Origin of the sequence: Xenorhabdus sp. KK7.4, assembly GCF_963876465.1 — a bacterium.
Classification (GTDB): Bacteria; Pseudomonadota; Gammaproteobacteria; order Enterobacterales; family Enterobacteriaceae; genus Xenorhabdus; species Xenorhabdus stockiae.
This window is the reverse complement of record NZ_CAWNQF010000144.1, coordinates 69,241-85,251: the sequence shown is the minus strand read 5'-3', so window position 1 is coordinate 85,251 and position 16,011 is coordinate 69,241. Positions and strand designations below refer to the sequence as shown.

General features: G+C 43.9%; 15 protein-coding genes. 7 read left to right on the top strand and 8 right to left on the bottom strand.

The annotated features are described in order from the left end of the window. Positions 1-226 precede the first annotated feature (226 nt). Entirely contained in the window at positions 227-1,195 is a 969-nt protein-coding gene (locus AACS90_RS22135) for a helix-turn-helix transcriptional regulator (protein ID WP_099121541.1), read from the top strand. 124 nt (positions 1,196-1,319) lie between these two features. Here the strand turns inward: AACS90_RS22135 and fabI are convergent, their stop codons facing one another. The 7 genes from fabI to pspF all read right to left on the bottom strand — a co-directional run bounded on the left by fabI (position 1,320) and on the right by pspF (position 9,019). Beyond that, positions 1,320-2,108 carry an enoyl-ACP reductase FabI gene (gene fabI / locus AACS90_RS22130; RefSeq protein ID WP_099121540.1) on the bottom strand — a complete coding sequence of 263 codons (789 nt, stop codon included), beginning with the start codon at positions 2,106-2,108 and terminating at the stop codon, positions 1,320-1,322. Positions 2,109-2,292: 184 nt separating this feature from the next. Further along, a complete protein-coding gene (gene sapF / locus AACS90_RS22125; RefSeq protein ID WP_099121539.1) occupies positions 2,293-3,102 on the bottom strand; it encodes a putrescine export ABC transporter ATP-binding protein SapF in 810 nt (269 codons plus the stop codon). Next, on the bottom strand, positions 3,103-4,095 hold the full coding sequence (gene sapD / locus AACS90_RS22120) for a putrescine export ABC transporter ATP-binding protein SapD (RefSeq protein ID WP_099121538.1): 993 nt from the start codon (positions 4,093-4,095) through the stop codon (positions 3,103-3,105). It abuts the gene before it with no gap. Beyond that, entirely contained in the window at positions 4,095-4,982 is an 888-nt protein-coding gene (sapC, locus tag AACS90_RS22115) for a putrescine export ABC transporter permease SapC (RefSeq protein ID WP_099121537.1), read from the bottom strand. The genes sapD and sapC overlap by 1 nt, the downstream gene beginning before the upstream one ends. Next, entirely contained in the window at positions 4,969-5,934 is a 966-nt protein-coding gene (gene sapB, locus AACS90_RS22110; RefSeq protein WP_099121536.1) for a putrescine export ABC transporter permease SapB, read from the bottom strand. The genes sapC and sapB overlap by 14 nt, the downstream gene beginning before the upstream one ends. Beyond that, positions 5,931-7,676, bottom strand: coding sequence for an ABC transporter substrate-binding protein SapA (sapA, locus tag AACS90_RS22105; RefSeq protein WP_099121535.1), 1,746 nt, complete (start codon positions 7,674-7,676; stop codon positions 5,931-5,933). The genes sapB and sapA overlap by 4 nt, the downstream gene beginning before the upstream one ends. A gap of 326 nt (positions 7,677-8,002) precedes the next feature. Beyond that, positions 8,003-9,019 carry a phage shock protein operon transcriptional activator gene (pspF, locus tag AACS90_RS22100; RefSeq protein WP_099121534.1) on the bottom strand — a complete coding sequence of 339 codons (1,017 nt, stop codon included), beginning with the start codon at positions 9,017-9,019 and terminating at the stop codon, positions 8,003-8,005. A gap of 235 nt (positions 9,020-9,254) precedes the next feature. On the opposite strand from pspF, the gene pspA reads away from it, so the two are divergent. The 6 genes from pspA to tyrR all read left to right on the top strand — a co-directional run bounded on the left by pspA (position 9,255) and on the right by tyrR (position 14,885). Beyond that, entirely contained in the window at positions 9,255-9,926 is a 672-nt protein-coding gene (gene pspA, locus AACS90_RS22095) for a phage shock protein PspA (RefSeq protein WP_099121533.1), read from the top strand. A gap of 44 nt (positions 9,927-9,970) precedes the next feature. After that, positions 9,971-10,192, top strand: a complete 222-nt coding sequence (pspB, locus tag AACS90_RS22090) for an envelope stress response membrane protein PspB (protein ID WP_099108134.1) — start codon at positions 9,971-9,973, stop codon at positions 10,190-10,192. Next, positions 10,192-10,551 (top strand): envelope stress response membrane protein PspC, encoded by a 360-nt coding sequence (gene pspC, locus AACS90_RS22085; RefSeq protein WP_099121532.1) that lies wholly within the window; start codon positions 10,192-10,194, stop codon positions 10,549-10,551. The genes pspB and pspC overlap by 1 nt, the downstream gene beginning before the upstream one ends. Before the next feature lie 120 nt (positions 10,552-10,671). Continuing rightward, on the top strand, positions 10,672-12,069 hold the full coding sequence (locus AACS90_RS22080) for a YcjX family protein (RefSeq protein ID WP_099121531.1): 1,398 nt from the start codon (positions 10,672-10,674) through the stop codon (positions 12,067-12,069). Then, entirely contained in the window at positions 12,066-13,175 is a 1,110-nt protein-coding gene (locus tag AACS90_RS22075; RefSeq protein ID WP_099121530.1) for a YcjF family protein, read from the top strand. The genes AACS90_RS22080 and AACS90_RS22075 overlap by 4 nt, the downstream gene beginning before the upstream one ends. A 135-nt stretch (positions 13,176-13,310) precedes the next feature. After that, positions 13,311-14,885 carry a transcriptional regulator TyrR gene (gene tyrR / locus AACS90_RS22070; RefSeq protein ID WP_099121529.1) on the top strand — a complete coding sequence of 525 codons (1,575 nt, stop codon included), beginning with the start codon at positions 13,311-13,313 and terminating at the stop codon, positions 14,883-14,885. Positions 14,886-14,934: 49 nt separating this feature from the next. Here the strand turns inward: tyrR and AACS90_RS22065 are convergent, their stop codons facing one another. Beyond that, entirely contained in the window at positions 14,935-15,936 is a 1,002-nt protein-coding gene (locus AACS90_RS22065; RefSeq protein WP_193757169.1) for a serine/threonine protein kinase, read from the bottom strand. Positions 15,937-16,011 lie beyond the last annotated feature (75 nt).

Here is a 16,011-nt window from a genome sequence, read left to right as displayed (position 1 = left end):
TAAAGAAGACTAACTCGAGTAGAAAAATCGGGCTAACGGGATACGGACAAAAGTAACGTAATACGTACTATTGATAATGATTATCATTAATGATAGATTGCGTGACATTTACATCATATATGTATATAAAATCTAATCATAACGACCAAAGTGCACACAATATGCTGTTTTTATTGTGAAAATAGCTTTTGAAATGGAATCTAATGCTAATTTTACAGAGGAACTGATGAAGACGATTTATAGTGAGAAACTAGATATTTTCACTGCCGATCATTGCAACTATAAGCGCTTAAAAGAGGCAGAGAATAATATACATCCGCCATTCCTCACGGAGGAATTATCTGACGGTATTCATATAAACCGTATTTGTTTTGAATTGGATAAAGACTTCACCGAATATTGTGAAGGACCACCAACAGTATCAATTTCCTTTGTTCTAAGTGGAAAAGGGAAGATGGCAATAGAGAATGGAGATGATTTAGAAGTTAACCCTGGAACAATGATTTTTTTCTATTCTCCAAAGAGAACGCGCGGAATGAATTTTTTTGGCTGTGGAACATGGCATATTCTTGATATCCGTTTTTCTTTGAAAGAAATTGAAGCTCAGGAGTTACCATCTTTTAGTAAATTAACAGCAGGTTTTGAAAAAAATGCCAGTTATTGTGATGTCTTGATGATGTCCTGTCCTATCTATCCTCCATTTATGCAAATGGTCAATCAGATAGAAGAGTGTCAGTTAGTTGGCAGTATCCGAAAGGTTTATCTAAAAGCGAAAGCGCTAGAAATCATCGCGTGTGTGACAGCTCAAATTTATGATTGTAAATATAACGCGATTAACAGTTTACAACGCCGCGCTGTTTTTAATGCAGTAAAAATCATTAATAGCGACTATCATTCACCCTGGACAATAAAATCATTATCAAGAGCAGTAGGTTTAAACGAACGAAAATTAAAAGAAGGATTTCGTGCCGTTGTTTTTAGTACTTTCCATCAATATCTGGAAAATGTTCGTATGACCACAGCGGAAGATTTATTGAAGAAGGGTATGGGGGTGATTGAAGTTGCTACAGCAGTAGGTTATTCCAGCCCCAGTCATTTTTCTAAACGTTTCCGGCAACACTATTTGATCAACCCCAAGGCATGGCAGGCAAAATATGCCGCGAATCATACAGTAAGCACAGAGTACATTGTATAGGAAGCAATAGATACTTTGCTTGTGGTGATGTTTTATTGATCAATATGTATCTATGAGTAAAAAAATAAGCCCAAAGATAAAACTACCTCTGGGCTTATTTAATTATATCAAATGGTTATTGAAATTATTTCAATTCCAGTTCGTTCATGGCAGCGATGCTGAACCCGCCATCAACATGCAGGATTTCACCGGTAATACCACCAGACAGGTTAGAACACAGGAATGCAGCCGCATTACCTACATCTTCTGTAGTGACGGTACGGCGGATAGGCGTGACTGATTCACAGTGTGCCAGCATCTTACGGAAATCTTTGATACCGGATGCTGCCAGAGTACGGATTGGGCCTGCGGAAATACCATTAACACGAATACCTTCAGCACCCATAGCATTCGCCATGTAACGCACGTTTGCTTCCAGAGAAGCTTTTGCTAATCCCATCACGTTGTAGTTAGGGATTGCACGCTCTGCACCTAAATAGCTTAAAGTGAGCAGCGCTGAGTCAGGATTCAACATACTACGACATGCTTTTGCCATCGCGACGAAGCTGTATGCACTGATATCATGTGCAATTTTGAAACCTTCACGGCTGACGGCATTAACGTAATCGCCATCAAGTTGTTCGGCAGGGGCATAACCGATAGAGTGAACAAAACCATCGAATTTCGGCCATACTTTACCCAGTTCAACGAACAATGTGTCGATACTTTCATCTTGAGCCACGTCGCATGGCAGAACGATGTTTGAATTCAGAGATGCCGCGAATTCTTCGACACGAGGTTTCAATTTGTCATTCTGGTAGGTAAAAGCCAGTTCTGCACCTTGTTCGTTCATTGCTTTCGCAATTCCATAAGCAATAGACAGTTTGCTGGCGACGCCAGTAATTAGAATGCGCTTGCCGGTCATGAAACCCATATCAGTTCCTTATTGTTCTTAATGTTCAAAATACCAGAGTTAATAGTGTAGTGTATTAAAAATATAACCTACATAAATCGGGTATTCGTTGTTAGTAAACGGAGGAGATTCTACCACGCTGGAGAAAAATGTGTTGAGTTTCCACTGCTGTTCCGATGAGTGAATAAAATCTGCTCAGTAAAAATCAAGTGATATCCTGTCTCCAGGCTTCGGTAGACAGAGGTTCACCAAAATGGCTGGATATCAGCTTGCGGGTGATATCGTGTAACGGAGAAGCCAGCACTTCAGCAGTATTACCGCGTTCTACGACTTCCCCCTGATGCATCACCAACACCTGATCACTGATGTGTTTCACCATACCAAGATGTTGAGTGACATAAATATAAGCAATACCATGTTTCTCCTGTAATTCCAGCATCAGATTAATAATCTGGGAACGCATCGACATATCAAGAGAAGCGAGTGCTTCATCAGCAACAATAACCTGAGGTTGTAATATCAGTGCCCGCGCCAGTGCTACTCTCTGTTTCTGACCAGATGCCAGCATGTGTGGGTAATAGTTGGCATGATCTGGCAGGAGACCAACCTGACGTAGTGTCTGATTGATGCGTTTTTCCCGTTCAGAAGGTGGCAGCTCTGTATTCAGAATTAAGGGCATATCCAGAATCTGACCAATACGCTGGCGGGGATTTAATGATGTGCTCGGATCCTGAAAAATCATGCGAATGAGCTGGCTGCGATAACTATAATCGCCATAAACCAGCTTGTGATGATTAATTAATATTTCACCTGATGTCGGTTCTATTACACCTGACAGCATTCTGGCCAGTGTGGATTTGCCAGAACCGTTTGCACCAATAATTGCCAGTGTTTTTCGTGGTTGCAAGGTAAAACTGACTGGCTTCACGGCATCAAGATGGTGACGCCGGAACAAGCCTGTACGGTAACGGAAAGTTTTCGTCAGGTTTTTAACTTCCAGTAATGTCTCGACCATTTATTGTTCCTCCATGTTCAGGGGGAAGTGACAGGCGAAAGTATGGCTTTTGCTGCCCCGTAACCGTGGTGCTTCAATACAGGTTTTCTGGGCATAAGGGCAACGAGGCCCGAGACGGCATCCGATAGGCAAATGTTCCAGTGACGGAATGACGCCCGGCAGTGTATTAAGGCGGCTTTTATGGGGCAGAGGGCTGCCGAAATCAGGAATAGACCGGATCAGTGCCTGTGTATAAGGATGGTGAGGAGTAACCAGCAAATCATCCGGTGTAGAGCTTTCCACGGTTTGTCCGCAATATAACACATTGATACGTTTCACTAATTTACTCATCATTTGCAGGTCATGGCTAATCAGCAAAATTGTCATATTGTTGTTCTGGTTCAGGCTCGATAACAGGCGGAATATCTGGGCCTGCGTTGTTGGTTCCATCGCATTGGTCGGTTCATCCGCGATCAGTAGTCTTGGCTGATTGGCAAGCGCAATGGCAATCATCACTTTTTGACACTCTCCATCAGTTAACTCATAAGGATAAGAGTTCATGATGTCGTGATGATCCTTAATACCCACCCGGTGGAGCAATTCAATGGCCCGACGTTTTCGCCAGTTGAAACGTTGCCACCAGCGGCCTTTAAATGTCCAGCCGGGGATAGACTGAATGAGTTGCTTACCAATACTTTCTGACGGGTCGAGACATAACTGAGGTTCCTGAAATATCATTGAAATATTGTGACCAATCACTTTACGGCGCTGTCGCGGCGTCAGGCGTAATAAATCAATATCATTGAACCGGAAGCGGTCTGCGGTAACGGTAATATTATCTTTTGCAACCCCACAAATTGCCTTGGCGATAAGGCTTTTACCAGAACCGGATTCACCAGCCAGCCCGAGGATTTCACCTTCTGTTAATGAAATACTTAATCGATCAACGGCTTTAACGGGGCCTTCTGACGTCATGAATTCAATGGTGAGGTTACGAATATCGAGTAGTGGCATTATTCGACTCCTGCATTAATGGCACGGTGCAGGCCATCGCCCAGTAAATTAACCAGCAGAACACTCAGCATAATGGCTGCTCCCGGTAACATCACCGTCCACGGGGCTGTGTAGATAAGCTCCAGTGATCCGCCGAGCATAGCGCCCCATTCAGGTGAGGGCAATTGTGCGCCAAGGTTGAGAAAACCCAGAGCCGCGATATCAAGGATGGCAATCGAGAAAGTACGGGTTAACTCGTTCACTATCACAGCGGTAATATTCGGAAAAACAGCATAACGTAAAATATGATAATTTGAAGCGCCATCCAGACGGGCAGAGATAATATATTCTTTATCCAGTTCATCATGTACAGCGGAATAGGCTGCCCGCACAATTCTTGGCAGTAATGCCAGCCCGATAGCGAGCATTGCATGTTGCAGGCTGGCTCCCATAAAAGCAACGACAATGATGGCTAATAACAGTGAAGGTATGGAAAGCAGGGTGTCAAGAATGTGATTCAGGATCGCAGATTTCAGCCCGTGTGTAATGCCGGCAAGGCTGCCGATAACTAACCCGACAATTGCCGCCGCGCTAGTCACAACCAGCGCAGCACCAAATGTGGAGGAAGTACCAATCAGTAATCGACTGAATATATCCCGCCCCAGATCATCTGTCCCAAGAAAAAAGGCAACATTACCGTAGTGTGACCACGAAGGAGGCATCAGCTGGTCAATAAATTGTTGGTCAAGCTGATAAGGTGCAAGATGGCTACCAAAAAGACTTAATATAATTAAAATCAGTACGCCGTAAAAACCCGTCATTGCCAGTGCATCGGCATAGAAAAAGCGCCAAATAACTCTCAGGGGCGATGGCGTTTTCTTTTCACGGTAAAAATTATCTAATGGCATACCATTCCTTATGTTTTAAAGGATTAGCCATCGCGCCAATAATATTAGTCAGCACGTTGACCGAAATAACTAAAGTACCTACTACCATTACACCTGCTGAAATTGCGGAGTAATCCTGCTGGCGGATGGCACTGATAAGCCATTGTCCCAGCCCCGGCCAGTTAAACACTTGTTCTGTCACCATAGCTAAGGTCAGCATGGTTGAGAATTGTAGCCCCAGCTTGGGAATAATAGGGGGCAGGGCGTTATGCAATAAGTGGCGACGGATAATGGTTAATTTTGATAGCCCACGAGTCGCGGCTGATCTTATGTAGTTTGATGCTGAAATCTCTTCTGCGCTGTTACGCATTAAACGAATAACATCAGTCATTGGTGCGACAGACAACGTGATGACAGGTAATATCATATGTAGTATTACATTCATGATCATCTCGTTACGATAAGGGCTTTTTGACAACCATGCATCAATCAGGGCAGAGCCCGTTACAGGCTCCATTCGGTACAGTAAATCAATCCGCCCTGATACCGGTAACCAGCCCAGATGAAGTGAAAACAACAGAGTAAGTAACAGGGCTAACCAGAATACCGGAATGGAAAAACCAAATAGCGCAAGTGTGCTGATAATTTTATCTGCTTTTTTATTACGCCATACGCCGGCAACAATCCCTAATGGAATACCAATTAATAATGCCAGAGTGAATGAGAGCAGACAGAGCTCAAGCGTTGCCGGAAATACCTCATAGAGTTGGTCAACAATTCTCTCACCATTGATGCTGGAAATGCCAAAATCCCATTGCAGTAATCCATGAAAATAGAACAGGTAAGCATCAAGCAGAGATGCGCCGCTTAAAGGGCCGTGAGGCGTAAAATACATCAGGCTGAAGCTGATCAGTGAGAGAAAAAAGAGTGTCACAAGCAGCAGTAGCAAACGGCGTAATATATAAATAATCATTTGCTTCCTTTTTTATTTTCAGCGGATGTATTTCCGGTGGATGTCTTTTCAGAAGAAACAGAGTGTTCCTGTTCCCGATGAACGCCGGCGAATGAGCTATTTCCAAACGGACTAAGAACTAATCCTTTAATGTTATAACGAAATATCTGTGATCGCATTGGGTAAGCTAGTGGCAGTACAGGTAACTGCTGAGCAAGGATCTGCTGAGCAATATGATAACTTTTTATGCGAGCCGCTAATTGTTGATCTAACAATGCTTGATGGATCGCATTATCAAAAGTCGCGTCACACCAGCGGCTCAGGTTTGTCTGAGATGCGATAGCTGCACAGCTAAACAGCGGGCGGAAAAAACTATCGGGATCATTACTGTCAGTAGACCAGCCTGCTAATGTCATGTCATGAGATTTATCCATGAGCTGGCTTTCCTGAAAACGGCCTTCAAGGGGGCGGATAGTCATTTTAATCCCAACATGCGCTAAATCTGCCTGAATCAGCTCTGCCATTTTCAAAGGGCTTGGGTTATAGGGTTTCGACGTGGTGGGAACCCACAGTGTCAGTTCCAGACCGTCTAACCCCAGTTTATTCAGTATCTGGCGGGATTTTTCAGGATTGTATTCGGTAATTTCTGCCCGATTATCATAAGCCCATGATGCTCTTGGTAAAATAGAAGCAGCAGTTTCAGCCGTACCATAATAGATGGCTCGCATCAGTCTTTGATTATTAATGGCATAGGCAATGGCCTGACGAACTTCCAGTTTATCCAGAGGTGGCTTACTGGTATTGAAAGCAAGATAGGCAATATTCATTCCTGAACGCAGGGTCAGACGCAGATTGGGGTCATTGTGGAGTATGTCCCATTGGTTGGCTGTAGGATAGGCTAATACATCGCACTCACCTGTGAGCAGTTTGGAGATTCTGCCAGTACCACCTGCTCCGATATCTACAACAACTTGTTCCATCAGTGGCTTGCCTTTCCAGTAGTTATCATGTCGGATAAGACGGACAAATTGCCCCATTTGATAATCTTCCAGCATGAATGGCCCGGTTCCTACCGGATTCCAGTCAATTTGTTCCTCTTTATTTATGCTATGCAGTTTTTGTCCGTATTCTTCAGACAGTATAGGCGAATAATGCGTCGCCAGATGCCAGAGAAAGGAGGCATCAGGGGCGTTCAGGCGGAACTCGACAGTGTATTTATCAATTTTTCGGATGTCCTGAATGGAATCACCAAATTGTAAACTATCAAAATAGGGATAATGCCCACCATTAACATAGTGATAGTCATGTTTCTTATCGAATAACCGGCGGAAGCTGAAAACAACATCATCGGCGTTCATGGTGCGGGTCGGAGTAAACCACGCCGTTGACTGGAACGCGACATTATGGCGCAAATAAAAGCGATATGTCGCTCCGTTATCCCGAACTTCCCAACGAGAAGCTAATTCAGGAATTAGCCGATAGGTCAGGGGATCTACTCCCAACAGACGGTCGTAAATCTGGGCAGCCAGAGTATCCACGGTCAGGCCGCTGATAGCCATTTGCGGGTTAAACGTACTCAGATTGCCGTTGACGCAATAAATAAAACCATGCTGCCGTATAGTTGCCGGAGCATAGGATAGGCTTTCCGACGACTGTCTGTAAGCAACTTTGGCTGTAGCTTTAGTCGTTTCTGGAATTGCTTTCTCAATAGCCAGCGCGGGTGTTGAAAGCAATAATATGATCCAGTAAATCAAATAGCGCATATAAAACATCAATTATGGGAAAAGTCTGGCTATTGTAACTTAATTAGCCCTTTCTGCTCAAAAACAACAACCAAATCACGCTGGTGAGAAAAATTCTCAATAAAACGCTTTACAAACATAATTGATAAGCATTATCATTCTCATTGTGCTGTTGAGATATGTATTTTATGACCCCAGTCTGAGATCTCGATACGCATGACATTGCTCACATTGCTTCCAGTATTTTTTATTAGCCAGCTCGGGTGCTGGCTATTTTTTTATCTGTTATTCCCTTGCCGCAGCGTTCCAGCCCGAAATCCATTGGGTATATCATTTATTGAATTTTTTTAATCCGTCACACTGATGTTGTGCTTTTTTATTAACCCGCGTAATTGATGGTATGTCAGGCTGAGTTTTGCTGCTGCTTTTTTCTGATTGAACTGGCTTTCTGCTATTGCCTGTATAATTAATTGTTTTTCACAATCATTCTGCCATTGCCTTAAATCGAGTGGTAAATCAGGCAGAGAGCGATTATCAGTCTTATGTTTGATGGGTGAATTGTTGGCTGACTTTTGTGCATGAGTTTCTGAAGATACGGTAAAGGGATTAATAATGATGGTGTCTAAGGCATTTTGATTATCCCCATGACGGTAGATGGAGCGCTCTATAACATTTTTCAGTTCACGGACATTGCCGGGCCAAGAGTAAGCAAGTAACTGTCGCTTTGCTTTTTCAGTCAATCCGGGGAAGAAAGGAAGATTCAGCTCCTGACACATCTGAACGGCAAAGTGTTGAGCCAGTACCATAATATCCTGCTGTCTCTGGCGTAGTGGGGGTATCTGAACAACATCAAATGCCAGCCTGTCCAGCAGGTCTGCCCGGAATTTCCCGTTGGCGGCCATAGCTGGTAAATCTTCATTGGTAGCACAAATCAGCCGGACATCGATCTGTAAAGACTGGTTACCTCCTACACGCTCAAGGTATCCATATTCAATGACTCTTAAGAGTTTTTCCTGTACCTGCATTGGTGCGGTCGCCAGCTCATCAAGAAACAGGGTTCCGCCATCCGCTCGCTCAAAACGCCCCTGATGTTTTGAACGTGCTCCGGTAAATGCGCCTGCTTCATGGCCAAATAGCTCTGAATCAAGCAAATTCTCGTTGAGAGCAGCGCAGTTCAGGGAAATGAAAGGGCCTTGCCATCTGGGAGAAAGATAATGTAAACGGTGGGCAATTAACTCTTTACCTGTTCCCCGTTCCCCTAGCACTAAAACAGGTTTATTTAATTTTGCCAGTGCAGAAACCTGTTCCAGAACCTCAATAAAATTGTTTGCTTCCCCTAATAGGTTATCAGTGAACTGATTCATGATTTCTCCACTAACAGATCGTATTTTTCGCCAATTATTGGTTGATTTAACTACATTAAGATATTGTGAGAAAAAAGCAAATAAAAATTAATTTATATATTTCAATGTGATAATAAGAAATAAAAAGTTGGCATGTATCTTGTATTTAATTGAATGCCTTACCTTGTATCTTATACATTATTTAACAGTGCACAGGCATAACATACATACATTCTAATGAAAGAGGTTTATGACTATGGGTATTTTTTCTCGTTTTGCTGATATCGTTAACGCTAATATTTCTTCTCTGCTGGATAAAGCAGAAGATCCGCAGAAAATGATCCGCTTGATGATTCAGGAGATGGAAGATACGCTGGTGGAAATACGCTCAACATCTGCGCGTACGCTGGCTGAGAAAAAACAGCTTCTGCGCCGTATCAGCACCGGAGAAAGCCAGATTGAAGGCTGGCAGGAAAAAGCTGAACTGGCATTGAGCAAAGATAAAGAAGATCTTGCGCGGGCAGCTCTGATTGAAAAACAGAAAGTCAGCCAGTTAGTTGAAACACTGAAAAATGAGCTGTCGATTCTGGATGAAACCCTTGATCGCATTAAAGGGGAAGTGACTGAGCTGGAAAACAAACTGATAGAAGCGCGTGCACGACAGCAGTCTCTGACTCTGCGTCATCAGGCTGCGGCTTCTTCCCGTGAAGTTCGTCGTCATTTGGACAGCGGTAAAATCGATGAGGCTATGGCTCGTTTTGAACAGTTTGAGCGCCGGATTGACCATATGGAAGCAGAAGCGGAATCAGTGGGTCTGGGGAAAAAGAAATCTCTGGAACAGCAGTTTGCAGAACTGAAAGCGGATGATGAAATTAGTGCACAACTTGCTGCTCTCAAAGCTAAAATGAGTGCTAAAGACCCACAATGATAGAGAAGGTTATTCGTATACCCGTTCACAACTAAGGAAAGGTAATGGCTTATATATTTCTGGGGATCCCGCTGATCCTGTTTGTACTCTTCGTGTTACCTGTCTGGTTATGGCTGCACTATAACAACCAGAACAGAGGGAAACTGGAGAGCAATGAAATTCAACGTTTGGAGCAGTTGTCAGAAAACGCCCGGCGTATGCAGGAACGTATCAAAACGCTGGAAGATATTCTTGATGCAGAGCATCCAAACTGGAGGCAGTCATAATGAGCAGTTCTTACCGGGGGAAACTTTATCGTTTACCGGAACAGGGCGTGATCAAAGGTGTTTGTGCCGGGTTAGCGAACTATTTTGATGTCCCTGTTGCCCTTATCCGTACCATTACCATACTGTCGATATTCTTTGGGTTATCAGCCATAACGTTAGTTGCCTACATTATCTTGTCCTTTGTGATGGATCCCGCACCTGTGGGATATCAGCCAGAGGAAACAAGAGCACCATCAACCCGGAAAATACTGGATGAAGTTGATTACCGATTGAGAGCAGGGGAAGAACGCCTGCGTCAAATGGAACGCTATATTACTTCTGACACCTATAATGTACGCAGTCGTTTTCGCCAGCTCTAAGCCAGAACAGATTTAAATAAGAACGGCGGAATACCACAGAAACTGTTGGCCCCTTGCCCGGTTGGGTGAGGGGAGACTGGTTTGAGATTACAACATTATAGTGTCCGACTCAGGAGGAATATGAAACGGTTGCAAAATGAGCTGACGTCACTTGTTAATCGTGGAATAGATCGTCATTTACGGCTGGCAGTAACAGGATTAAGCCGTAGCGGAAAAACAGCATTTATTACTTCTTTGGTCAATCAGTTGCTGAATGTTCATACTGGTGCCAGATTACCACTGTTTTCTACCGTACGTGACGGTCGTCTATTAGGTGTGAAACGTGTACCACAGCGGGATTTGGGTGTTCCCCGTTTTGCCTATGATGAAAACATTGCTGCTTTGCACAATCCCCCGCCGTATTGGCCGATACCGACCAGAGGCGTGAGCGAAATTCGTCTTGCGCTACGTTATCGTTCAGAAGATTCTTTACTCCGCTATCTCAAAGACACCTCAACACTTTATCTGGAAATTGTCGATTATCCCGGAGAGTGGCTGCTGGATTTACCTATGCTGGAACAGAGTTATCTGGCATGGTCACGGCAAATGAATGGATTACTGAAAGGAAGCAGAGCTGAGTGGGCGAAGCCATGGCTGGAATTATGTAAACAGTGTGATCCATTGGCGCCTGCGGATGAAAATCTGCTGAGCAGAATTGCACAGGCCTACACAGATTATTTACACCAATGTAAAGCAGAAGGTTTACATTTCATTCAGCCGGGGCGTTTTATTCTGCCGGGAGATCTGGCGGGAGCGCCTGCCCTGCAATTTTTTCCGTGGCCGGACATTGACGGGATCGGGGAACCTCAATTACTGAAAGCGGATAAACAGACTAATATCGGTATGTTACGTGAACGATTTAATTATTATTGTGATCACATCGTAAAGGGCTTTTATAAAGAGCATTTTCTGCGTTTTGATCGGCAAATCGTTCTGGTTGATTGCCTACAGCCATTAAACAGCGGCCCGCACGCTTTTAATGATATGCGCCTGGCACTGACTCAACTGATGCAGAGTTTTCATTATGGTAAACGGACGTTATTTCGCCGTTTATTTTCCCCTTGCATTGATAAATTAATGTTTGCGGCGAGTAAGGCAGATCATGTCACAGCAGATCAGCACGTTAATCTTGTTTCGTTGCTTCAACAGCTTGTGCAGGAAGCGTGGCAGAATGCCGCCTTTGAAGGGATCAGCATGGATTGTGTTGGTCTGGCGTCTGTTCAGGCAACTGAAAGTGGCATTGTGATGCACGAGGGAGAACAGATCCCGGCTATCAAAGGAAATCGCCTGTCAGATGACAAACTACTGACATTCTTTCCGGGTGAAGTACCACAGCGTCTGCCCAGTAATGATTTCTGGCAGAAACAGGGTTTTAATTTTGAATCATTCCGGCCACGGCAGGTCAGTATTGATGCACCATTACCCCATATCCGTATGGACAGCGCGATGGAGTTTTTATTGGGAGACAAACTGACATGACGGACTCTTTAAAAACAGAGGATAAAGATTCTGCTCCTTTAAAACCAAGAGTGGATTTTGATGACATGTTATCAGCATCTTCAGAGCCTTCCCTGAAATCCCAGCAAGAATTTAATGAACAGGAAAGCGAATTCTATCCGGCTCTGCCAGAATTAAATACGGAAGAGCAGGAAAGTGAGCTTGAAGGTGCAGTGAATGCGGCCCTGAAACCTAAACGCGGCCCGTGGCGGAAAATATTTTCAGGAGCTTTACTGTTATTGGGTTTTAGTGTTATCGCTCAGTTTATTCAATGGATATATCAGTCATGGCAGAATCAGGACTGGATTGCTCTGGGTGTAGCAGCCGCAGGCAGTATGATTGTTTTTGCCGGAATAGGTGCTGTTATCGGTGAATGGCGTCGCCTTTATCGTTTGCGCCAGCGGACAGAAGAACGTGATATCGCAAAAACATTATTGCAGAGTCATGGTATTGGCAAAGGACGGCAGTTTTGTGAAAAACTGGCTGATCAGGCAGGTATAGGCCAGCAGCATCCGGCGTTACAGCGTTGGCAGAGTGCTATACATGAAACGCACAATGATCGGGAAATAGTCATATTATACAGCAAACTGGTTCAGCCTGTGCTGGATGAACAGGCTAAAAAAGAGATCCGGCGATCAGCTGCAGAATCTGCACTGATGATCGCAGTCAGTCCGCTTGCAGTGGTCGATATGGCTTTTATTGCATGGAGAAATATTCGTCTTATTAATCGAATTGCGGCAATATATGGGATTGAATTGGGTTATTTCAGCCGAATTCGTTTATTTCGGCTGGTATTGTTGAATATTGCTTTTGCTGGAGCATCAGAGTTGGTCAGGGAAGTGGGTATGGACTGGCTGTCACAGGATATTGCCGCCCGGCTTTCAGCCCGTGCTGCACAAGGCATTGGCGCTGGGTTGCTGACTGCCCGGCTGGGAATTAAGTCGATGGAGTTGTGCCGCCCTTTACCCTGGATTGATGGCGATAAACCTAAATTAGGTGATTTCCGGTATCAGTTAATTAGCCAGCTAAAAAGTACACTGGCGACTAAGCCGAAAACGAGAAATGAAGCCAAAAAGTCAGGCTCATAACTCAGATGATACTGTCATTTAAGCTTGACACTCTGTCTTACTGTCAACTTTAACTGACAGGGGGCTTCATCTATCGCACAGTAACGAGTAATATTTCAGGCAGTTACGAACATTGTGTAAATAAGGTCGGAATAAATGCGATTGGAAGTTACTTGTCAGGATCGAATCGGACTGACTCGCGAGTTACTTGATTTATTGGTTTTAAGAAATATTGACCTGAAAGGAATTGAGATTTCTCCTGCTCGTCGTATTTACCTTAATTTTACTCAAATTGATTTCAATACCTTCCGTTTGTTAATGGCGGAAATCCGTCGTATTAATGGCGTGATGGATGTCAGGACGGTGGCTTTTATGCCGTCAGAAAAAGAACACCGGGCGATGCGTACATTACTGGAGTCTGTACCGGATCCGATTCTGTCCGTTGATATGAAAGGAAATATTGATTTAGCCAATCTGGCATCACAGTCATTATTTGGCATCAGTAAAGAAAAAATCAGCCAGAAAAATATCAGCCAGCTTATCAGTAATTATAATTTCCTTCGTTGGCTGGAAAGTGAACACCCCGAACCTCATTCAGTCACGTTAACCATCAAAGAAAAAACCTATTTGATGGATGTGATCCCGATGCCGCTGACTGATGAAAATCAGGAAATTAAATGTGTCGGGGCGGTCATTATGCTGCGTGTCTTCACGCAGGCAGAACCTGCCCAGAAAAAACGTATCGTCAATGATGATCAGGCTTTTGAAAATATTGTTGCTGTCAGCCCGAAGATGGTCCATGTCGTAGAGCAGGCTCGTAAAATGGCTATGCTGGATGTGCCGTTGTTGCTGATTGGTGATACGGGGACAGGGAAAGATGAATTTGCCAAAGCCTGTCATTTACGCAGTTCAAGAGGAAAACAGCCCTTTCTTGGCTTAAATTGTGCCTCTATGCCGGATGACGTAGTCGAAAGTGAATTGTTTGGTTATGCAGCGGGTGCCTATCCTAACGCAACGGAAAGTAAAAAAGGCTTTTTTGAGCAAGCAAATGGCGGTACGGTTCTGCTGGATGAAATTGGTGAAATGTCACCCCAGATGCAGATTAAATTATTGCGTTTCCTTAACGATGGAACATTTCGTCGGGTGGGGGAAGATAATGAAGTGAAAGTGGACGTCAGGATCATCTGCGCCACTCAGAAGAATCTGGTTGAGTTGGTACGGAAAGGGGAGTTCAGGGAAGATCTCTACTACCGGCTTAATGTATTGACTATCACATTACCACCTTTACGGGAACGTCAGGCGGATATTATGCCACTGACGGATTATTTCGTGACCCGTTTTGCCGAAGAACAGGGTGTAGAAAAACCAAAATTTGCCCCTGATCTGGAACAGTTCCTATGCAGCTATTACTGGCCCGGAAACGTGAGGCAGCTGCGCAATGCCATCTATCGGGCATTGACGCAGCTTGAAGATAACCAGTTAAGCTCACAGGATATTCAGTTACCGCATTTAGAAGCAGAAACTTCATTTATCAGCGAGGATATTCTGGTTGGTTCTTTGGATGAAATCAGCAAACGTTTTGAACGCTCTGTCCTGACGCGCCTTTATCGTCACTATCCCAGTACTCGTAAGCTGGCGAAACGGCTTGGGGTTTCTCATACTGCAATTGCGAATAAATTGCGTGAATATGGGTTGAGTGGAAAGAAACATGCTGAATCGGGTGACGAATAATTTTTTGGTAATAAAATATACAGATTTCTTGTGGCATAAATTTCCCCTTTTATTCTTGCTCTGAATCTTCTGAAGGTGGGCAGGTGGTAAGGATATTTTGTAGAGATGAGGAGAAGTTAGGAGGGAAACAGGTTTGGATGATAGGGGATTTTATCATCGGGATTAATTTAGAAATAGAGGATGGCCGTTCTGCTATTTTTATTGCCAACATACAATCTATGGCATGTAGAAATGATAATGAATAACCGGTAAGACGCCGTTCCGTTAAAGGCTGATAACGATCTTCAATATTGCGTACTATGCTTACCGGTGGTGGCCTCCCGACAATCAAAGTATGCAATACTGCCCCTAGCGCATAAATATCACTCCAGGGGCCCTGCTGCCCCTCTTCATTGGCCGTGTATTGTTCACAGGGTGTGAACCCCGGCCTGACCGTTATTTCTTCTTCGTCAGATAAACGTTCTGCTATTTTCCGGGCAGACCCTAAATCCAGCAAAACAGGTAATCGATCATTCTGAAGTAAAATATTATCCAGCGAAATATCACAGTGTAGATAGCCAGCCTGGTGGAGGGTGTTGATGGCATCAAGCAGAGGGGACAAAATATGGCACAGCCAATTCTGTGTAACTATTTTTGCATACTTTACCTGTAATACTTTCAGGGTAATGCCGTGGTAAAAGGGAGTGGCGATGTAAGCGGTGCTGTTCTGTTGCCAGAAACGTATGAAGCGGGGTAGGCACGGATGGTTAAAGCAAGTCATGATATGGGCTTCACGCATAAAACTGTGAAGCCCGATTCTGAATCTTTCCTGTAAATTTGGGTGGCGTAATTTTAGTTTCAAATCATTACGGCGAACCACAATCATGGATGGCAGATATTCTTTTATGGCAACTGCACACTGTTTGCTGTGATCCCAGGCTCGGTATACGATACCAAATCCTCCTTTACCCACAACTTTTTCAATTTCAAACTCATTGAAACAGTATCCAATGGGTAATGCCTGTAATAATGGATGCTTGGTCTTAAGAGAGTTATTGTAAGAATTCTGCATAATAGATGGCCTCTTGAACCTCATGTTCTATTTTTTGTCGAATTTTCAAGTTGCCTCTTTATTGGCTGTGTTTAT